The 19,769-nt window shown below is 67.3% G+C and carries 20 protein-coding genes; 6 read left to right on the plus strand and 14 right to left on the minus strand.

Features of this window, described 5'->3' with window-relative positions:
* The 5 genes from PO768_RS22015 to PO768_RS22035 form a co-directional block, all read left to right on the plus strand.
* Positions 1–360 (plus strand): tetraacyldisaccharide 4'-kinase (locus tag PO768_RS22015; RefSeq protein ID WP_272647764.1); only part of this gene is annotated, 360 nt, incomplete at its 5' end.
* Positions 361–368: 8 nt separating this feature from the next.
* Positions 369–563, plus strand: a complete 195-nt coding sequence (locus PO768_RS22020) for a Trm112 family protein (RefSeq protein ID WP_137942217.1) — start codon at positions 369–371, stop codon at positions 561–563.
* Positions 560–1,312 carry a 3-deoxy-manno-octulosonate cytidylyltransferase gene (kdsB, locus tag PO768_RS22025; protein ID WP_272647765.1) on the plus strand — a complete coding sequence of 251 codons (753 nt, stop codon included), beginning with the start codon at positions 560–562 and terminating at the stop codon, positions 1,310–1,312. Before PO768_RS22020 ends, kdsB begins: the two co-directional genes overlap by 4 nt.
* 132 nt (positions 1,313–1,444) lie before the next feature.
* The gene (gene adk / locus PO768_RS22030; RefSeq protein ID WP_272647766.1) at positions 1,445–2,098 is read left to right on the plus strand and encodes an adenylate kinase; all 654 of its coding nucleotides are present in this window, start codon (positions 1,445–1,447) and stop codon (positions 2,096–2,098) included.
* A 94-nt stretch (positions 2,099–2,192) separates the two neighbouring features.
* The gene (locus tag PO768_RS22035; protein ID WP_137942214.1) at positions 2,193–2,951 is read left to right on the plus strand and encodes a 3-hydroxyacyl-CoA dehydrogenase; all 759 of its coding nucleotides are present in this window, start codon (positions 2,193–2,195) and stop codon (positions 2,949–2,951) included.
* A gap of 65 nt (positions 2,952–3,016) precedes the next feature.
* Here the strand turns inward: PO768_RS22035 and PO768_RS22040 are convergent, their stop codons facing one another.
* The 11 genes from PO768_RS22040 to tadA form a co-directional block, all read right to left on the minus strand.
* Positions 3,017–4,264, minus strand: a complete 1,248-nt coding sequence (locus tag PO768_RS22040; protein ID WP_272647767.1) for a hypothetical protein — start codon at positions 4,262–4,264, stop codon at positions 3,017–3,019.
* A gap of 154 nt (positions 4,265–4,418) precedes the next feature.
* Positions 4,419–4,850 carry an ExbD/TolR family protein gene (locus PO768_RS22045; protein WP_137942212.1) on the minus strand — a complete coding sequence of 144 codons (432 nt, stop codon included), beginning with the start codon at positions 4,848–4,850 and terminating at the stop codon, positions 4,419–4,421.
* Positions 4,851–4,866: 16 nt separating this feature from the next.
* A complete protein-coding gene (locus tag PO768_RS22050; protein WP_137942211.1) occupies positions 4,867–5,295 on the minus strand; it encodes an ExbD/TolR family protein in 429 nt (142 codons plus the stop codon).
* A gap of 25 nt (positions 5,296–5,320) precedes the next feature.
* Positions 5,321–6,166, minus strand: coding sequence for a MotA/TolQ/ExbB proton channel family protein (locus PO768_RS22055; RefSeq protein WP_137942210.1), 846 nt, complete (start codon positions 6,164–6,166; stop codon positions 5,321–5,323).
* Positions 6,167–6,256: 90 nt separating this feature from the next.
* The gene (locus PO768_RS22060; protein WP_272647768.1) at positions 6,257–6,910 is read right to left on the minus strand and encodes an ABC transporter substrate-binding protein; all 654 of its coding nucleotides are present in this window, start codon (positions 6,908–6,910) and stop codon (positions 6,257–6,259) included.
* A 577-nt stretch (positions 6,911–7,487) separates the two neighbouring features.
* Positions 7,488–9,347, minus strand: a complete 1,860-nt coding sequence (locus PO768_RS22065) for an ABC transporter ATP-binding protein (RefSeq protein ID WP_272647769.1) — start codon at positions 9,345–9,347, stop codon at positions 7,488–7,490.
* A 6-nt stretch (positions 9,348–9,353) separates the two neighbouring features.
* Positions 9,354–10,787: an ABC transporter permease gene (locus PO768_RS22070; protein WP_272647770.1), complete on the minus strand. Its 1,434-nt coding sequence runs from the start codon at positions 10,785–10,787 to the stop codon at positions 9,354–9,356.
* 21 nt (positions 10,788–10,808) lie between these two features.
* Positions 10,809–11,792 (minus strand): ABC transporter permease, encoded by a 984-nt coding sequence (locus PO768_RS22075; protein ID WP_137942206.1) that lies wholly within the window; start codon positions 11,790–11,792, stop codon positions 10,809–10,811.
* A gap of 10 nt (positions 11,793–11,802) precedes the next feature.
* Positions 11,803–14,055 carry an ABC transporter substrate-binding protein gene (locus PO768_RS22080; protein ID WP_272647771.1) on the minus strand — a complete coding sequence of 751 codons (2,253 nt, stop codon included), beginning with the start codon at positions 14,053–14,055 and terminating at the stop codon, positions 11,803–11,805.
* A 224-nt stretch (positions 14,056–14,279) separates the two neighbouring features.
* Positions 14,280–15,215, minus strand: coding sequence for an LD-carboxypeptidase (locus tag PO768_RS22085; protein ID WP_272647772.1), 936 nt, complete (start codon positions 15,213–15,215; stop codon positions 14,280–14,282).
* Positions 15,212–15,775 (minus strand): tRNA adenosine(34) deaminase TadA, encoded by a 564-nt coding sequence (tadA, locus tag PO768_RS22090; RefSeq protein ID WP_137942204.1) that lies wholly within the window; start codon positions 15,773–15,775, stop codon positions 15,212–15,214. Before tadA ends, PO768_RS22085 begins: the two co-directional genes overlap by 4 nt.
* A gap of 38 nt (positions 15,776–15,813) precedes the next feature.
* Between tadA and PO768_RS22095 the strand changes: the two genes are divergently transcribed.
* Complete coding sequence (locus tag PO768_RS22095) at positions 15,814–16,833, plus strand: DUF72 domain-containing protein (RefSeq protein ID WP_272647773.1); 1,020 nt, start codon at positions 15,814–15,816, stop codon at positions 16,831–16,833.
* Here PO768_RS22095 and PO768_RS22100 read toward each other — a convergent pair.
* The 3 genes from PO768_RS22100 to PO768_RS22110 all read right to left on the minus strand — a co-directional run.
* Positions 16,824–17,027 (minus strand): hypothetical protein, encoded by a 204-nt coding sequence (locus PO768_RS22100; RefSeq protein WP_272647774.1) that lies wholly within the window; start codon positions 17,025–17,027, stop codon positions 16,824–16,826. The two genes, PO768_RS22095 and PO768_RS22100, sit on opposite strands and share 10 nt — an antisense overlap.
* 84 nt (positions 17,028–17,111) lie before the next feature.
* On the minus strand, positions 17,112–17,654 hold the full coding sequence (locus tag PO768_RS22105) for a 2'-5' RNA ligase family protein (protein WP_272647775.1): 543 nt from the start codon (positions 17,652–17,654) through the stop codon (positions 17,112–17,114).
* 37 nt (positions 17,655–17,691) lie between these two features.
* Positions 17,692–19,769, minus strand: a 2,078-nt coding sequence (locus PO768_RS22110) for a patatin-like phospholipase family protein (RefSeq protein WP_272647776.1), incomplete at its 5' end; no start/stop codon positions are given.

Consider the following 19,769-nt stretch of genomic DNA (forward strand, 5'->3'; position numbering starts at 1 on the left):
GGCGCGGTGGAGCTGGCCGCCTGGTGGCAGGGCGCGGCAGCCGATCCGCTGGCCTGGCAAGGCCTGCGCGGCCGCCCGGTGCTGGCGGCTGCCGGCCTGGCGCAGCCGGAGCGCTTCTTCAAGATGCTGCGCGCCCAGGGCCTGGATGTGCTGCCCCTGCCCCTGCCCGACCACCACGACTTCAGCACGCTGCCCTGGCCGGCCGACACCGCCGAGGTCTTGCTGACCGAGAAGGACGCGGTCAAGCTGCGGCCCGAGCGCCTGGGCCGCACCCGGGTCTGGGTGGTGGCGCTAGACTTCAGGCCCGACGACTCCTTTGAGCGCGCGCTGCAGCAAGCCTTGCAGGCGCTGCCGAGATAACGATAGCTATGGACATCCGATTGCTGGAAATGCTGGTCTGCCCGATTTGCAAAGGGCCTCTGGAGCATCAGCGCAGCGGCGACGGCAGCCGGGGCAGCGACCGCGAGCTGATCTGCCATGCCGACCGCCTGGCCTTCCCGGTGCGCGACGGCATCCCGGTGATGCTGGAGAGCGAGGCCCGGGTGCTGGACGCGCCGCAATGAGCGAGGGCTTCACGGTCATCGTGCCGGCCCGGTTGGCCTCGACCCGGCTGCCCAACAAGCCGCTGGCCGATATCGGCGGCCTGCCGATGATTGTGCGGGTCGCGCAGCGCGCGGCGCTGTCGCAGGCCCGCGAGGTGGTGGTCGCAAGCGACGCGCCCGAGGTGCTGGCGGCCTGCCAGGCCCATGGCGTGCGTGCGCTGCTGACCCGGGCCGATCATGCCTCGGGCAGCGACCGGCTGGCCGAAGCCTGCGAGCAGCTGGGGCTGGACGGCAGCGATCTGGTGGTCAATGTGCAGGGCGACGAGCCGCTGATCGCGCCAGCCATGATCGACGCCTGCGCCGCGCTGCTGCGCGAGCGCGCAGACTGCGTGATGAGCACGGTGGCTCATACGCTGGAAGATGCTGCCGAGTTCGCCAACCCGAATGTGGTCAAGCTGGTGACCGATGCGCGCGGCACGGCGCTGTACTTCTCGCGCGCGCCGATCCCCTGCTGGCGCGACGGGGCAGGCCCCAGGCCCGGCTCGGCGCTGCGCCATGTCGGCCTGTACGCCTACCAGGCCGGCTTTCTGCGCCGCTTCCCGGGCCTGGCAGCCAGCCCGCTGGAGCAGATCGAGTCGCTGGAGCAGCTGCGCGTGCTCTGGCATGGCGAGCGGATCGCGGTGCACATCAGCGCCGAGCGCCCGGGGCCGGGTGTCGACACGCCCGAGGATCTGGCGCGGGTGCGCGCCCTGGTTGCCGCCGGCGCCTGAGTTACAAGGGCGTGACAAGCGCGGCCCGCGTCAGCCGGGCGTAGGCCCCGCCATGCTATCCTCGCCCGCAGTTTGCAAGGGCGACTTCCTTCACGGCAGGCCGCCCTTTCCATTGAAAATCGAGGAGACCCCGTGCGACTGATTCTTCTTGGCGCCCCCGGCGCTGGCAAAGGCACCCAAGCCGCTTTCATCTGCCAAAAGTTCGGCATCCCGCAGATTTCCACCGGCGATATGCTGCGTGCCGCCGTCAAGGCCGGCACCGAAATGGGGCTGGCCGCCAAGAAGGTGATGGATTCGGGCGCCCTGGTCGGCGACGACATCATCATCGGTCTGGTCAAGGAGCGCATTGCGCAAGCCGACTGCGCCAAGGGCTTTCTGTTCGACGGTTTCCCGCGCACCATCCCGCAGGCCGATGCGATGAAGGCCGCCGGCGTCAAGCTCGACTTCGTGCTGGAGATCGATGTGCCGCACAGCGCCATCATCGAGCGCATGAGCGGCCGCCGCGTCCATGTGGCCTCGGGCCGCACCTATCACGTCAAGTTCAACCCGCCCAAGGTCGAGGGCAAGGATGACACCACCGGCGAGGATCTGATCCTGCGCGAGGACGACAAGGAAGAGACCGTCAAGAAGCGCCTGGACGTCTACCAGGCGCAGACTCGCCCGCTGGTCGACTACTACTCGCAGTGGGCCGCCTCGGGCGATGCCAACGCGCCGCAGTACCGCCGCATCGAAGGTCTGGGCTCGGTCGACGAGATCACCGCACGCGCGCTGGCCGCGCTCGGCTGAAGCCGCCAACCAGACCCGACAAAGCCGCTGTTCAGCGGCTTTTTCTTAATCGACAATTGACGTTTACGTCAACGTAATCCAAACAGGAGACTTTATGGACATCGCAGGCAAGGTATTCATCGTGACCGGCGGCGCGTCGGGCCTGGGCGAAGGCACGGCCCGCATGCTGGCGCGCGAGGGCGCGATGGTCGTGATCGCCGATCTGCAGGTCGAGCGCGGCGAGGCCCTGGCCAAGGAGTTGCACGGCGCCTTCGTCAAGGCCGATGTCAGCCAGGAGGCCGATGGCCAGGCGGTCGTCGCCAAGGCCGTTTCGATGGGCAAGCTGATGGGCCTGGTCAACTGCGCCGGCATCGCGCCGGCCGCCAAGACGGTGGGCAAGGAAGGCGCCCATGCGCTGGCCTTGTTCAGCAAGGTCGTGACCGTCAATCTGATCGGCAGCTTCAACATGATCCGCCTGGCCGCCGAGGCCATGAGCAAGAACGAGCCCGAGAGCACCGGCGAGCGCGGCGTGCTGATCTCGACCGCGTCGGTGGCTGCCTATGACGGTCAGATCGGCCAGGCGGCCTATGCGGCCTCCAAGGGCGGCGTGGTCGGCATGACCCTGCCGATCGCCCGCGATCTGGCGCGCAACGGCATCCGCAATATGACCATCGCGCCGGGCATCTTCGGCACGCCGATGCTGTTCGGCATGCCGCAGGAGGTGCAGGACGCACTGGCCGCCGGCGTGCCCTTCCCGTCCCGCCTGGGCACGCCCGAGGACTATGCCAAGCTGGTGCACCAGATCGTCACCAACGAGATGCTCAACGGCGAGGTGATACGCCTGGACGGTGCGATCCGGCTGGCGCCGAAGTAAGCCGCGCGCTCGAGCAAAAGAAAACGGCCTCCGAGGAGGCCGTTTGTCATGCTTCGGGCAAGGCCTTACTTCTTGGCACTGCGCGAATGGATGGTCCACAGGCGTGCCAGCTCGGCCGCGCCGTCATTGCCCTTGACGCCGCGCCAGGCGGTCTGGGCCTTGGCGATGTCACCGGCCGTGAACAGGGCCAGACCCTGATACAGCTTGGCATCGTCGGGACGCTTCAGATTGCCCTTGGCGATGCCGGCCTCGACCAGCTTCAGGCCATGGGCGGCCTCGCCACGGAAGACCTGGGCCAGACCCAGCGACACCAGGGCGTCGCCTTCCTTGGCCGCTTCGGCGGCCTGCTCGGCGCCCGCCTGGGCGGCCTTGGCCTCGCCGATGCGCTTGACCATCAGGTCCAGCAGACGCTTGTGGCGCGCACCTTCGGCGCCCTGACCCAGCACATTGGCGGCCAGACCCTTCTCAACGACCTGCTTGCCCTCTTCCGGATAACCGGCCTGGGCGGCCAGCTGGGCCATCTCCATATAGTCGTGTGCATCGCGCCTCTTGCCCGGCGCCCGCTTCAGACGGAACACGTCCAGGCCGAAGCGCGGCGAGTAGCCCCGCTTCTGCGGCAGGCCGCCGAGGATCTGGGCCCTCAGCTCCTTGCGCGGGTAGTAGTTCAGCAGCTTCTCGGTGGCCAGGGCTTCGGTGGCGGCGTCGTTCTTCTTCTGTGCCGCGTAGAGCAGCAGATTGAGCTTGTCCTGCGACGGCGCCTTGCCGGCACGCTCGTCGGCCTGCACCTCGGCCAGCGTGTCCTTCAGCACGGCCGTCATATCGCCGGACTTGAACTGGGCCTGCTGCTGCACCGTCTTCATCGTGCCGCTCGTGCCGCCGGCGGCAAAGTACTTGTTGGCCCACTCCAGCGCCTTCGGCGCATTGTTGGCGCGCAGATAGGTGCCGGCCACGGCCTCCATGTACTGCAGCTGCTGCGCAGCGGCCAGGCGGGGCCTCAGCACCTCGAAGGCACGGGCCATCGAATCGGGATCATTGGCGCCCATCGCGGCCGAGAAGCGCGTGCCCTCGATCGCGTTGTTCTCGGCGGCGGTGCGGCCCGACACGCCCTCGGCGTCACGCACCTTGGCCAGCGCTTCCTTGAACTTGCCGCTCTTGATCAGCGCACCGGCATCCTTCAGGTGCTTGCCCACCTCGGGGCGCACCGACTCGGCCTGGGCTGCAGCGCTGGCGAAACCCAGCTCGCCCTGCGGCGCGGCGCCGAACACAAAGGCCGCGGTGCCGACAGCGACGCTGGCGAGGGTCTTGAACTTCATCATTGCATTCTCCTAAGAAAAAAACGCGCCGCCCTTGCGGGCAGCGCGTTCGTTCGATCATGCCTGCATCAGTCGATGAACTGCTCGTTGCCGACCATGCCCATCTTNAACGCGCCGCCCTTGCGGGCAGCGCGTTCGTTCGATCATGCCTGCATCAGTCGATGAACTGCTCGTTGCCGACCATGCCCATCTTCTTGACGCCGAGCCGCTGAGCCGCCGCCATCACCGCCGCCACATTGCCGTACTCGACCAGCTTGTTGGGCTTGATGTGGATCTCGGACTGGTCCGGCTCCGCTGCGATCTCGGCCAGCTTGGCCTCGACGGCCGCATGATTGGCCAGCGCCACGCCGTCCCAGCTGACCGTGCCGTCGAAGTCGATGAAGACCTCGTGCACCACAGGCTCCTTGGTCGGTGGCGGCGGGTTGCCCGCCGGCATGTCCAGGTTCACCGAGTGCAGCTGGATCGGGATGGTGATGATCAGCATCACCAGCAGCACCAGCATCACATCGATCAGCGGCGTGGTGTTGACGTCCAGCATCACCTCGGGTTCGTCACCACCGGACGAGCTGCCTACATTCATTCCCATGCTCTAGCTCCTCGCCTCAACCACCGCGCGCCGGAGGCTCGGTGACGAAGCTGATCTTCACGATGCCCGCGCGCTGGCAGGCCACCATCACGCGCCCCACCGATTCGTAGCGCGACTTCTCGTCGCCACGGATATGCACTTCGGGCTGCGGGTCAAGCACCGACACCTTCTTCAGTCGTGCCACCAGCGCTTCGCTGTCCGGCACCAGGGCGGTGTTCCAGTAGACGTCGCCGTCCTTGGTCACCGCCAGCTCGATATTTTCCGGTTTGGTCACGCGCACGACATTGGTCTCTTTGGGCAGAGACAAGGTCACCGATTGCGTCACCACCGGAATGGTGATGAGGAAGATGATCAACAGCACCAACATCACGTCCACGAGGGGCGTGGTGTTGATGGTCGAGACCACTTCGTCATCGCCGGAAGAGGATCCGACGTTCATGCCCATGATTAATGCTCCGGGTCGAAGCGGCTTAGCGCTTGGCGACCGAACGGTTGCCCATCAGCACGCCGTGCAGGTCGGCAGCGAAGGCACGCACCTGGCCCATCACGGCCTTGTTGCGGTTGACCAGCCAGTTGTAGCCCAGCACGGCCGGCACGGCCACGCCCAGACCGATGGCGGTCATGATCAGCGCTTCACCCACCGGGCCGGCGACCTTGTCGATCGAAGCCTGGCCGGCCACACCGATGGCGGTCAGCGCTTGCAGAATGCCCCACACCGTGCCGAACAGGCCGATGAACGGCGAGGTCGAACCGACGGTGGCCAGGAAGCCCAGGCCGGTCTGCACGCGGCTGTTGACTTCGCCGACAGCGCGCTCGACGTTCATCGTCACCCAGCTGCTGTGGTCGATGTTCTCGGTCAGCGCGCCCTCATGGTGCTCGGAGGCCTCGATGGCCGACTCGGCGATGAAGCGGAATGCGCTGCCTTCCTTCAGGCCCTTGACGCCTTCAGCCAGGCTGGCCTTCTTGAAGAAGGTCACGCGCACGCTCTTGGCTTCGGTCGCCAGCTTCTGGGTGTCCCACAGCTTGGTGATCAGGATGTACCAGCTGCCCATGGACATGATGACCAGCAGCAGCAGCACGCCCTTGGACACGGCATCGCCGTGGTCGATCATGGCCTTCAGGCCATAGGGGTTCTCGGCCGGCTCGGCCTTGGCGGCGGGAGCGGCCGGGGCGGCAGCGTCAACCGCTGCGGGCGCAGCGGTTTCCACCGGTGCGGAGGCGGCGTCAGCGGCTTGGGCGTGAGCGGCCAGAGGGGATGCAGCCAGGGTCGCGGCAAATGCGATTGCGGCGAACAGGCCGGAGATACGAGAGATCATGGAGTCAACTCCTACGCAATAGAGATCGAGAGATCGGTTGTCGGTTGAGAGGCACCGGGGCGGGCCGGTTGCCAGGAAATGGGGTCTTGCTTATTCGATGCGGAACTGGAACTCCTGCTCGAACACATGGTCGCCCGGGCATTCGTACGTGCTTTGCAGCGTGTCGGTGATGGCGGCGATCAGGGCGCGCTGCACCTTGCGATCATTGCCACCGCGCATCTGCGAGCTGGTCACCTCGATCGCGCTGACGCGACCGGCCTTGACCGTGGCCAGCACCTTGAACAAGGCATCACCGCTCCAGTTGACGGCCGGCACCTCGGGCTTGCCCATCTTGGTGCAGACCATGCCGGCCGTGATCTTGGCGGGCTTGGCCACCGGTGCGGGTGCCGGTGCCGGTGCCGGCGGCGGCGCAGCGGCCACCTCGCGCGTCGGCGGCGGGGTGTTGCTGACCGGTGCCTGGATGGCGTTGGGCGGCGGCGGCGCCGTCACCTGCACCTCGGGCGGCGGCACGAACGGCGGCGGCGGTGCCTTCATGTCCGGCGGCGGCGGCACGACCTTCTCGGGCGGCGGCGGCGGCTTGACCTTCTCCTCCACCACCTTCACATCGATCGGACCCTTGAGCACCTCGACGGCCTTGCGGGCCAGACCGCTGGCCAACGCCCAGATGATCAGCACGTGAATCACGATCACGATACCGATACCTGTAAAGCGGGACGCCCCTTGCTTCTCCTGCGCAAAGTTCATGCGCGCTCCTTCATAAGACTGCGAAACTTTTTCATCGACATATGCGGGGAGTTCGGCTCTACACAGCGCCTGCCTAGAAACCTACGAGCCCCAACTCAGACCGGAGCTCGGAGCAGTTCTTGCCGGCTGTGCGAGAGACTGCACCAGACACCAAGGGCGGGCACACAGGCGCCGTTCGCTGGCTGCCGCAACATGCTTGCGGCTCGGGTGCATCTGCTGGCTGCAGAATGGACATCACAACTCATCACTCGGGGCACGATGGGAACCCACACTCAACAAAAATGCCCACTGGCTTGTGGCCCGCGGGCGGTTCTTCAAGTCGGAACAGCGTTGTAGTCAAACTACATAACACCACACCATGAAGCGGCCTAGATCATAAACGAGTTGACCCGGCCAAGCGGCATGGGGCTTACCCGAGCTGACCAAGCCCTTACACACTGAAACTCCGGCGTCTTCTGGTCTTCACTTTCAACGCCGAACCCACAGTGGTATCTTACTGGTACTTTCGCCGGCGGACCGACCTAAGAATTCAGGGTTTTCACCATGAACCCCGTGAAACAGGGTGCTGAGCGCCCATTCAAACCGGCGCCCCTGCCTCCGCACCCCGGCTCTGCACCCGCGGCACCGCAGCCAGCAGGGTCCGGGTGTAGTCGCTTTGCGGTCGACCCAACACCTCGGCACTGCTGCCCGCCTCGACGATGCGTCCCGACTGCATCACCGCCACCTCGTCGGCGATGTACTCGACGACGCCGATATTGTGGGTGATGAACAGATAGGACAAGCCGCGCTCGCGCTGCAAATCGCGCAAGAGATTGAGAATCTGCGCCTGCACCGACACGTCCAGCGCCGAGGTCGGCTCGTCGCAGACGATCAGGCGCGGCTCCACGGCCAGCGCCCGCGCGATCGCGATGCGCTGGCGCTGGCCGCCGGAGAACTCGTGCGGGAAGCGCTCCAGCGCATCGCGCCGCAGGCCCACCTGGTCGACCAGCAGCTCCAGATTGCGCCGCCGCGCCGCCGCATCCAGATCGGGCCGCAAGGCCTGCACGCCCTCCTCCAGCAGCTCGTAGACCCGCATGCGCGGATTCAGCGAGGCAAAGGGGTCCTGGAAGATGATCTGCACCTGGCGGCGCGCCTCGCGCAGCGCATCGCCTTGCAAGGTGAACAGATCCTGCCCGTTCAGCAAGGCCTGACCCTCGATCTGGGCCTGGGTGCGCAGCAGCTGCACGATGGCCTTGCCCGAGGTGGTCTTGCCGCAGCCGGATTCGCCCACCAGGGCCAGCGTCCGGCCCGGCAGGATGCGGTAGGACACATCATCCACCGCATTGAAGTAGCGCGGCGCGCCGCGCTCCAGCAGGCCGCGCTTCAGGGCAAAGCGCACCCGCAGATGCCTGACCTCCAGCAGCGGCTTGTCCGGGTCGCCGGCCGGCGCTGCGGCCCGTGCGACCGCCGCCGCCACGGGCGGCACCGGCAACGCCTCCTGCGGGTGGGTATAGAGGCGGCAGCGCACCTGATGGGTGGCGCTCAGCGCCGTCAGCTCGGGCACCTGGTCGTGGCAGGCCGGCATCACGCGGTCGCAGCGCGGCGCGAAGCGGCAGCCGCTGAACGCCATCCACAGCGGCGGCACGGTGCCGGCAATCGCGGCCAGGGCCTCGCCGCGCTTGGCCGCGTCCGGCAGCGCCTGCAGCAGCAAGCGCGCATAGGGATGCTTGGGCGCGGCAAAGAACTCCTCGGCCGGCGCCACCTCGACGATCTGGCCCGCATACATCAGCGCGACCTGGTGAGCCATGCCCGACACCACCCCCAGGTCGTGGGTGATCAAGAGCACGCCCAGCTGGCGCTCACGCTGCAAGTCCTTCAGCAGGTCGAGGATCTGCGCCTGGATGGTCACATCCAGCGCCGTGGTCGGCTCGTCGGCGATCAGATAGTCGGGCTCGGCCGCCAGGGTCATCGCGATCATCACGCGCTGCTTCTGACCGCCCGACAGGCGAAACGGATACTCGTCAATGCGGCGCTCGGGCTCCGGAATACCGACGCGCCTGAGCCAGTCGATGGCCTTGGCCCGCGCCGCCGCGCCGCGCAGCGGCGTGTGCGCCTCGATGGCCTCGACGATCTGGGCCCCGACCCGCATCACCGGGTTCAGGCTGGTCGAGGGCTCCTGGAAGATCATGCCGATGCGCCCGCCGCGCACCTCGCGCATCTGCGCCTCGGGCAGGCCGAACACATCCTCGCCTTCCAGGTCCAGGCGGCCGGCGGTGATGCGGCCGTTGTCGGGCAGCAGGCGCATCAGGGCCAGCGCCGTCATGCTCTTGCCGCAGCCCGATTCGCCGACCAGCGCAAAGGTCTGGCCGCGCGTGATCGCCAGACGCATGCCGTCAATGGCGCGCACCAGACCGGCATCGGCGTCCAGCGCCACCTTCAGATCTTCAATCTTCAACATGGCTTCTTACTTCTTCGCAAGAGACAGCACACGCGGACGCAGGCTGCGCGAACGCGGATCGAAGGCGTCGCGCACGCCATCGGCGAACAGATTGGCGGCCAGCACCAGGGTCACCATGAAGCCGAAGGCGGCCACAAAGCTCCACCACACCACCGGGTCGCGCGACATCTCGGAGCGGGCCAGATTGATCATGCCGCCGAAGCTGTTCATGCTGGGATCGACGCCGACGCCCACATAGGTCAGCACCGCCTCGTAGAGGATCAGCTCGGAGAAGCTCAGCACCACGGTGATCAGCACCAGATGCATCACATTGGGCACGATGTGGCGGGCCATGATGCGGCCATGGCTGACGCCGAAAGCGGTGGCCGCCTGCACATAGTCGAGCTCGCGCAGCTTCAGCGTCTCTCCCCGCACCAGCCGGCACAACCCGGCCCAGCCGGTCACGCCCAGGATCACGCAGAGCAGGAACATCTTCAGGTCCGAGCGCTCGGCGCCGGTCTCGAACAGCTCCGGGTTCTTGTCCAGAAAGACCTGCACCATCAGCACGCAGGCAGCGATCAGCAGCACATTGGGCACCGAACTCAAGGTCGTGTAGATGTACTGGATGACCTCATCCACCCAGCCCTTGAAATAGCCGGCCAGAATGCCCAGCACCAGGGCCAGCGGCAGGGTCGCCAGCGTCGAGATCGCGCCGATCACAAAAGCCGTGCGTATGCTTTTGAGCGCCTGGTAGAGCACATCGTTGCCGGTGCGGTCGGTGCCGAACACATGGTAGTGCCCCATCAGCGCCACCGTCGGGCCGACCAGCAGCAGCACCGCGCCCAGGGTCAGCAGCAGCGCACGCAGCGGGTAATGGGTGCGGTCGGCCAGCAGATCACGCCAGGCCCGCGCAAAGCCGCCATGGCCGCGCGCGAGCGCCGCCGCGGTGGCCAGGGCCGCCAGCAGGGCCAGCAGCAGGCCGGCGGCCATGCCGCCGAGCGCACGCCGACCGACATCGCCGGCCCAGTCGGCCGCCGGGTCCGACAGATGCGCGCCGCCAAAGCTCAGGCGCGGAAAGTCGCGCGTGGTCTTGCCGGCGGCGTCGGTGACGCTTTCCTTGTTCAGGCCGACATAGGCCAGCGGCGCCGAGTAGGTGGTCTCGCGCATCTCAATCTGGCGCGCCAGCACCAGGTCCAGCAGCGACTCGGTGCGGGTGTCGTAGAAGACCTGTTCGTTCTGCGCCGGCAGCGCGCGGCGGAAGTGCACGCTGTCCAGCGCCGTGACGAGCAGGAACAGCAGCATCACCAGGCCGGCCGAGGCGGCGGCCGGGTCGCGCAGCACGCGGCTCCAGGTGGCGCGCAGCGTGGGGTGCGAGCGGATGCGCAAGACATAGGCGAGCAGCGCGGCAAACAAGGCCCACAGCGCCACATCGGTCCACAAGAAAACAAGCTTGAATCCCATGATGGTCAGCGATCTATCCGTTCAGGCCAGACGCACCCGGGGGTCGACCCAGGTGTAGGCGATATCGATCAGCGCATTGGTCGCGATATAGAGCACCGCGCCGAGGAAGACCATGGTGCGCACGATGGCGAAGTCCTGGCCGGTGATGGCCTCGATCACGAAGGCGCCCAGGCCCGGGATGCCGAAAAAGCTCTCGAACACCAGGCTGCCCATGAAGACATAGGGCAGATAGGCGCCGGCGCTGGTGATGATGGGGATCAGCGCATTGCGCAGCACATGGCGGAACAGCACGATCTGCTCGGACAGGCCCTTGGCCCGCGCGGTGCGCACATAGTCCTTGCCGACCTCCTCCAGGAACATCGCCCGGTACAGCCGCGCCTCGCCGCCCAGCCGCGCCAGCAGCGACAGCGCGATCGGCAGGGCCAGGAACTTGATCGCATCCAGGCCCGGCGCATAGCCATTGATCGGCACCAGCTTGAGCAGGCGCGAGAAGAAGTACTGGCCGACGATGATGTAGAACAGGCTGGAGATCGACAGCATCAGCACGCACAGCACCACGCCCCAGAAGTCGATGCGGGTGTTGCGGAAGAACACCAGCATCAGCGCGAAGGCGGTGCTGACGATCACCTGCAGGATGAACAGCGGCACCGCCAGCTGCAGGCTGACCCCCATGCGGGTCTTGATCTCGTGGCCGATATTGACGGCCTGGCGCGCGTCCGAGCGACCGAAGTCCAGCATCATCAGCGAGACCGAGCGCTCCCACAGAATCGTCTTGGTGAGCTTGGCCGAGCCGGCCTCGGCCTCGTTCCAGTACAGCGGCTTGTCATAGCCGCGCTCGGCCTTCCACTTGACGATCTGCTCCTGGCTCACGCGCTTGCCGCCGATGTTCAGGCGGGCCATATCGTCGGGCGTGTTGACCGAGAAGAACAGGAAGAAGGTGAACAGGTTCACCCCGATCAGTATCAGCAGGCCGTAGCCGAGACGGCGGATCATATAGCTCAGCATCGCTCGCCCCTCAGGCAACGGTCTGTGGTTTGACATAGCCACGCGCGGTGGCCTGCTCGCGCGCGCGGAAGCTGCGGCGCGTGGTCCAGACGATGGCGGCCGCACCGGCGATCAGCAGCAGCAGCGGCCACCAGATCGGCTGGTTCCATTCGGCCTGCCGGGCCGCGCGCTGCTGCGCATCGACGCGGTAGTAGCGCGCCATATCCCGGATCATGATGCCGGGCTTGCCGTTATAGACCCAGGGCTGGAAGGCCAGACCCACATAAGGCCAGTAGCCCCAGGCCCAGGGTGAATCCTCGCGCACGAGGCGCACCATCTGGTCGATCACCTGCTGCTTCTCGGGACCGTCGTCGATGCTTTGCAGACGGCGGTACAGGCGGTCGTACTCGGGGTTCTCGTAGTTGGCGGCGTTCTCGCCCTCGTGCTTGGACTTGCTGTTCGGGCCGTAGAGCAGGAACAGGAAATTCTCGGCGTCCGGGTAGTCGGCCAGCCAGCCCCACCAGAAGATCTGGTGCTTGCCCTTGTGAACCTTGTCCTGGAACTGGTTGTAATCGGTGGCGCGGATCTCCAGCTGCACACCCAGCTTGGCGAACTGCTTGACCATCCAGTCCAGCTCGGCCTTGATCTCGGGCGTGGTGGTGCGCTGGTAGTCGTAGTTCAGCACCAGCGGACGGCCGGTCTTGGCGTCGCGTCCGTCCGGGTAGCCGGCCTCGGCCAGCAGTTTCTTGGCATCCTCGATCGGGCGGCGCACGACCTCGCCATTGACCAGATGATGGGTGACCGGATTGAAGCCCTCGGCCGTGCCTTCGCGCGAGCCGAACACGCCCGGCGGCACAGGCCCGTGGGCCGCGACCCCGCCCTTGGTGCGGAAGATGCGGCCATCGCCCTCCTCCCAGTCGATCGCGATCGACAGGGCCTGGCGCAGCTTGCGGTTCTTCAGCTGCTGCTCGGGCGTGTCGCCCTTGCCGACCACCGGGTCCATCCAGTTAAAGCCCAGATACCAGCTGTTGATGTCGGTCACCAGCGGGAACTTGAAGCCCTTGGCCTGGTAGGCGGCCTTGACCTCGTCGGAGTCGTCCATATCGACCTGGAAGTCCACACCCCATTCGGGCCGCTCGATCTCGGGCACGTCCAGATAGCCCTGCTTGAACATCTCCTTGCGCGGCACCTTCTCCTTGATGATGGTGGAGACGATGGTGTCGACAAAAGGCATGGTCTTGCCGCAGTCGTCCAGCAGGCCGGCCTTGCGGTCGGCCTCCGAGCCCTCGCAGGGATAGATGTCACCGCGATAATTCGGATTGCGCTTCATCACATGGCGCCGGTCCTGCACATACTCGGTCATCATGAAGGGACCGGTGCCGACCGGCCACTGGTTCAGCGACAGGCTGTTCTCGCTCATGCCCGCCTGGGCGTAGAAGGCATCGGCCTCCCAGGGCAGCGGCGAGATGAAGGTCATCGCCATCCAGTACTGCCACTGCGGGTACTTGCCCTTGATGCGCACGCGCAGCGTGTGGCTGTCCAGCGCCTGCGCGCCCTCCAGCGGCCATTGGCGGAAGTCCAGGAAGGGCTTGTCGCGGATGCTCTCGGGCAGGCCCTTGAGCAGCTTGGCGTTTTCCTCGCGCACCCGCTTGCCGTAGTCCTTCAGCCCCAGCACATACTCGGAGAAGATCGCATAGATCGGCGCCTCGATGCGCGGCGTGGCGTGGCGCTTGATCGCATAGACATAGTCCTCGGCCACCATCTCGCGCGTGCCCTGCACCTCGAAGTCCCAGGGCGAGCGCTTGTCGCCCAGCTGCTCGCGGCTGAGCTTGTGATAGAGGTAGTTGCCCTTGGCATCGGTGGCCAGCGCCGGATGCGGCGCGTACTTGATGCCCTTCTTGATCGCGATGTCGTAGACGCTTTGCGCGATCTGCTCGGCCGGCGCATCGTCGGGCAGGCGCTTGCCGTCCTTGTCCAGGTAATAGGGCTTGACCACCTTCTCGGCGGTCTTGGGCACCAGCTCGTAAGGCCGCTTCAGGTAGTGATAGGCGTAGAGCGGCTCGTAGATCTGGTAGGTGTAGACCGACTCCGGATTGCTGTAGGAAGCAATCGGGTCCAGATAGCGCGGCGAGCGCTCGTCGAAGGAGTTGTAGAGCGTGTTGTCTGCGGCAGCGCCGAGCGGATAGGGGCTGTTGTTGCAGGCCGCCAGCAGCAGCGCGGCGGCGGCGCTGAGGCCCAGACAGATGCTGCGGCACCATTGTTGGCCACGTCCAAGCCCATGCATGTCAAACCCCTCCAGAGCGGCCATCGCAGACCGACACCTGCGTAAGGGTCGGTGCGGCGGCAATGAAAAACAACGAGCCTCCGGCACCGGCGGCTCGTGACCGCGTGCTCTGGAGGCAAGGCCCGCATCATATCGGTTGTGCGGGCCGCAGCGACGACAGCCCGACCAGGGCTTACCAGCAGTCACCCCGTGTTCCGGGGATGAGGAAAGTCAGGGCCCGGGTCTCAATGATGATGGTGGCCATGATGCTGGTCGGCACCCCAGGCCAGCAAGGCCTCGCGGCCCTGCACCAGCATGTCCACCTTGACACCGACCGGCAGGCTGACCTTGGTCGGCACATGGCCGAACGGCAGGCCGGTGAAGATCGGCGTCTTGCTGCGTGCGCGCACCGCCTCGATCGCGGTCTTCAGCGTGTAGCCGCGGTCCAGCGGCGACTTCTTCCAGTCGCTGAACTCGCCCAGGATGATGGCCTTCTGCGCGTCCAGCACGCCGGCCTGCTGCAGCTGCAGCAGCATGCGCTCGACCCGGTAAGGGTGCTCGTTGACGTCTTCGAGAAACAGGATGCCGCCCTTGACCTTGGGGAAATGCGGCGTGCCCAGCATCGAGCTCAGCACGCAGAGATTGCCACCCCACAAAACACCGCGCGCCTCGAAGCCGTCATGGCCGGCCTCGCAGCGAAAGCCCACCGCCTCCAGCAGCCCGTCCATGGCCTCGACAAAGCAGTCCTGGGTCACATCATCGACCCCACCCTCCTCCGCGCTGCGGCCGAAGTCGTAGCAGGCCAGCGGGCCGGCCCAGCTGGGCGACTTGGTGTGCGCCAGCAGGCCCAGATGCAGGGCCGTCAGATCGCTATGACCGACCCAGCGCGTGCCGTGTTCGACGCTATGGGCCAGCAGCTTCCAGTCGATCGCGTCCAGCAGCCGCGTCATGCCGTAGCCGCCGCGGCTGGCCATCGCGATGCTGGGCGCCGCCTTGGCCACGCGGTGCAGCGCCGCCAGCCGGGTCGCGTCATCGCCGGCAAAGCGCTGGTGCTTGGCCAGCGCGTCAGCGTCGATGCTGACCTCGAAGCCCAGCTTGGCCAGGCGCTTGGCGGCGCGCTTGAGCGGCTGCGCCTGGGCCAGCACGCCGGCGGGGGTGAAAAGAGTCAGGGTGTTGCTCATGGGGGAATGTCGTCCAGATGGCGGGCCTCGCCGGTGGGGATGGCCTCGGGTTCCTGAGACCGAGCCGCAGCACGGCGCTGGCGCGCCGCCTCGCGCCGCTCAGCAAAAAATTCGCGCAGCAGCTGCGCCGCGGGCTCGGCCAGCACGCCGCCCTGGATGCAGGTGTGGTGGTTCAGCCGGCCTTCGGCAAACAGGTCCAGCACCGAGCCGGCCACGCCGGTCTTGGGGTCGGGCGCGGCGAACACAACACGCTTGAGCCGCGCATGCAACATCGCCATCGCGCACATCGCGCAGGGCTCCAAGGTCACATAGAGCTCGCACTCGGGCAGGCGGTAATTGCCCAGCAGGGTCGCGGCATGGCGCAGTGCGACGATCTCGGCATGGGCAGTCGGGTCATGCGTCGTGATCGGGCGGTTGTAGCCGGTCGCGATCACCTGGCCGGCGCGCATGATGACCGCGCCCACCGGCACCTCGCCGACCAGCCAGGCGTTGTGGGCCTGGTCCAGCGCCAGGCGCATCGCGTACTCGTCGGCAGCGGGTGAGGAAGAGGTGGTGTTCATGGCGGCCGGGCAGTGTAGCAACAGCTATCCTCGCGGCCATGCAAGATGCACTGTTTCCGGACGAGGCGCCGCCGCTCGCGAAGACGCCCGCCGCACGGGTCCGACCCCAGCCCATCGATGAAGAGCAGGCGGCGCTGGCGGCCGCGCTGCCGCCGCTGGCCTATCTGGGCAGCTCCTCCTGGACCTATCCCGGCTGGGCCGGCCTGGTCTGGGACAAGCCCTATTCGGACAGCCTGCTGTCCAAGCACGGCCTGGCTGCCTACAGCCAGCAGCCGCTGCTGCGCGCTGTCAGCATCGACCGCGGCTTCTACCGGCCGCTGACGGCCAGCCAGTACCAGCGCTATGCCGAGCAGGTGCCGGCCGGCTTTCGCTTCACCGTCAAGGCACCCAGCCTGGTGGCCGATGCGCTGGTGCGCAGCGAGGACAGCGGGCGCGGCAAGCAGCTCAACAGCGCCTTTCTGAACCCGGCGCTGGCGGTGCAGGAGTTCGTGCAGCCGGCGCTGGAAGGCCTGGGCGGCAAGATCGGCGCGCTGGTGTTCCAGCTGAGCCCGCTGCCGCCCAGCCTGCTGGCGCGCATGCCCGAGCTGCTGGAGCGGCTGCGCCTGATGCTCAAGGCCCTGCCCGCGCTGCGGCCGGCGTCGCCGGATGGCGTGATCGCGGTCGAGGTCAGAGACCCGCAGTGGCTGACGCCGGACTTCGTCGCCGTGCTGCGCGAGGCCGGCGCCACCTATTGCCTGGGCCTGCACCCCAAGCTGCCGCCGATCGAGGAGCAGCTGCCGCTGCTGCGCGCGCTGTGGCCCGGCCCGCTGGTCTGCCGCTGGAACCTGAACCGCATCCACGGCCCCTTCGGCTACGAGGACGCGCAAAAGCGCTACGGCGATTTCGACCAGCGCCTCGATCCCGATCCGCACACCCATGCCCTGCTGGCCAAGGTCGTGCGCGGCACCACGGCCGCCGGCCAGCGCGCTTATGTGACCATCAGCAACAAGGCCGAGGGCTGCGCGCCGCTGACGGTGCGGGCGCTGGCGCGCGAGATCGTCGACCCGGCTCAGGGCTGAGCGTCGGAGGCGCGCGAGGCGGCCTGCTCCATCGCCTGCTGCAGCTGCTGGCGCACCGCCTGCGGTGCGTTGATCGGCGCACTGGCTGCCGTCGGCGCGACGGCCGGCGCCAGCTGGGTGGCCTGCTTTTTCATCACGGCCAGCACGATGGCCATGACCACCACCAGGCCAAGAATGCTCAAGGCTGCACGCATCGCTACCCTCTCCTGCTGCACATCAAGGCCGGCGCCAGCCGCCGGCGGCAAAGGCGATTGTGCTTCGGAACCAGCCGCGGCCGATCAGGCGCGCAGCGGCCAGCGCGCCAGCGGCACATGGCGATGCTGGCCGATCAGGCTGTTGACCAGCACCAGCTCGTCGGCCCGCCATCCCAGCGCCTCGATCGGCCGCTGCGGCACCAGCGCATCGTCATAAAGAAGGGTCAGATGCGGCGTGAAACTGCCGGGCCTGGCCAGCCCGGCGCGCGCCAGCACCTCACCCAGCTGCCGCCGCAGCTGCCTGACGGCATCCAGCCCGCTACCGCCGCCCAGCACCAGCGGGCGGTTCCTGGCGTTCTTGCGCTCGAAGCTGAGCAGGTGGTCGAAGTGCAGCGCGAACGGCGCGCAACGCAGCGTGGCCGCCGCAGCCTCGGCGGCGGCACGCTCGCGCTGCGGCAGACCGACGAAGTCGCCCAGATGATGCAAGGTGATGTGAAAGCGGTGCGAATCCTGCGGCCGCCCCTTCAGGCCCAGCTCGGCGCGCACCCGGGAGGCCAGCGCGGCGATGCGCAAGGCCGTCGCGGTGTCCGGATAGAGCGCGAAGAAGAGCCGGTGGTCGGGTGCCATGCACCGAGTCTACGGGCGCGGTGGCGCAGCGCGGCACTCAGGGGGAGCCGATGAACAGATAGGCGTTCGACGCGCCCGAGCTGGAGCGGCCGTAGCCGATATAGACCGGCCCGATCGGCGTCTCGCCGCCGGCATAAAGGGCCACCGAGTCGAGCCAGCCGGTGCGCCGCGTCTCCGAATAGCGCAGCCCCACCTTGCCAGCCTCCAGCGCCAGGCCCACGCGCAGATCGCCGTTCAGACCCAGCGGCAGCCGGCTGACGATGCGCTCGGCCCGCAGCTGGGCAAAGCGCACATCGTCGCCCTGCAGCTGGCCCACCGCGAAGGCCGACATATTCAGCAGCCCGCCCAGGCCGGCCGCCTCGTAATAAGGCAGCGTGCCGCGCGGCGAGCCGGTGTAGCTGGCACGGGCCACCAGGATGGTGTTGGCCACGGTCGTGGCGCCGCGCAGCTCCGCCATCACACGGCTGAAGTCGTCGACCGAGCGGCGATTCGCATCGAAGTAGTGCAGGCGCAGCGCCCAGCCCTGGGTCGGGAAGTAGGGGTGGTTGAGCTGGTCGAAATCGAGGCTGGCAAACCAGCCCGGATAGCTCTGGCCCTTGGGGTCGAAGATAGGCAGCCCGGTATCGAGCTCGTACTTCTTGCGGTTGTACTGCCAGCCCAGCTTGAGCTGACCGATCAGGCCGATATTGGCACCGGCCGCCAGCTCGATCGAGCGTGTGCCGACACGGTACTCGCTGATCTTGGCGTCGAAATCGTAGAGGCTGCTGTAGCTGCTGAAGCTGCGTGCGCCGGCCTCGACAAAGAAGCGCTGGCCGGGCTCCAGCGGCTGGTAGAAGTCCAGCCCCAGGCCGGTCTGGCTGCCGAGCTCGGCGGTCGCGACAAACTCGGCGCCGAGCCGGTTGACCAGGGTCTTCTGGTAGGCGCCGCGCAGGCTGTAGCTGGAGCCGCGCCGCAGCGTGCTGCTGAGCCCCAGCGCAAAGCGCAGATAGTCGGGCCCCCAGCTTTTCTCCTGTGGCAGCACGCGCAGGATGTTGCGGCCGCGCAGCGGCACCAGCTCGTAATCGACCCCCTTGTAATGCGCATCGCCGTAGATGCGCAGCAGATCGCGCCGCAGCGCCTGGGCATCGAGCGGCTGGCCCGCTTGCTGGCGCAGATGGCGCAGCACCACGCCCGGATCCAGGCGCTGTTCCCCGGCCAGCTCGATCGCGTCGACCTGCGGCGGCTCGCCGCGCTCGCTGCGGATATGCCCCCACCAGGCGGCGTACTGCGCCTCGCTGACCGACAGCCGGCGCAGGCGCTCGCTCATGGCCAGCGCGGCCTGGCGGCCCCGATCCGCCGTCTCGGCATTGCGCTCGAAGTCGGCGGCGGTGATGCCGTCCAGATCGGGCTTGATCAGGATGTCGGCGGCCTTCAGGCTGGCTAGCGACTCGTTGACGTTCTGCTGCGTCAGGATGCCCACCATCTGCGCCGACACCGACAGCAGCGAGCCCACATCGGCCGCCTTCTGCAGCGGCGAGCCGACATTGATCGCGATCACCACCTCGGCGCCGCAGCGCTCGCGCACCTCGCGCACCGGCACGTTGTCGACCAGGCCGCCGTCCACCAGGCGCCGCCCCTGATGATCGACCGGCGCCATCAGACCGGGCACCGACATGCTGGCCCGCATCGCCTTGCTCAGGCTGCCCTCGCGGAACACCACCCGCTCGCCGCTGCCGATATCGGTGGCGATGATGGAGACCGGCAGCGGCAGCGCCTGCATATCGCGCACGCCGGCGTCGTCATGCACCAGCTGGTTGAAGAAGAGCTTGATCTTCTCGCCGCTGAGCACGCCCGGGATGTACTGCAGGCCCTCGGGCGTGACGCCCAGTTCGGTGCCGGCCAGAAAACGCTTCAGCAGGTGCTTGTTGCGGAAGTTGCGGTCCTGGTAGACGGGATCGTCATCGAACATATCGGGCCAGTCGGCCTTGCCGATCTCGGCGCGCATCGCCGCCGGGCTCAGGCCGGCGGCATAGGCGCCGGCCACCAGGGCCCCCATGCTGGTGCCGGCGACACAGTCGACCGGCACTCGCAGCTGCTCCAGCACCTCCAGCACACCGATATGCGCGGCGCCGCGCG

Origin of the sequence: Paucibacter sp. XJ19-41 (assembly GCF_028462495.1) — a bacterium.
Classification (GTDB): Bacteria; Pseudomonadota; Gammaproteobacteria; order Burkholderiales; family Burkholderiaceae_C; genus Roseateles_E.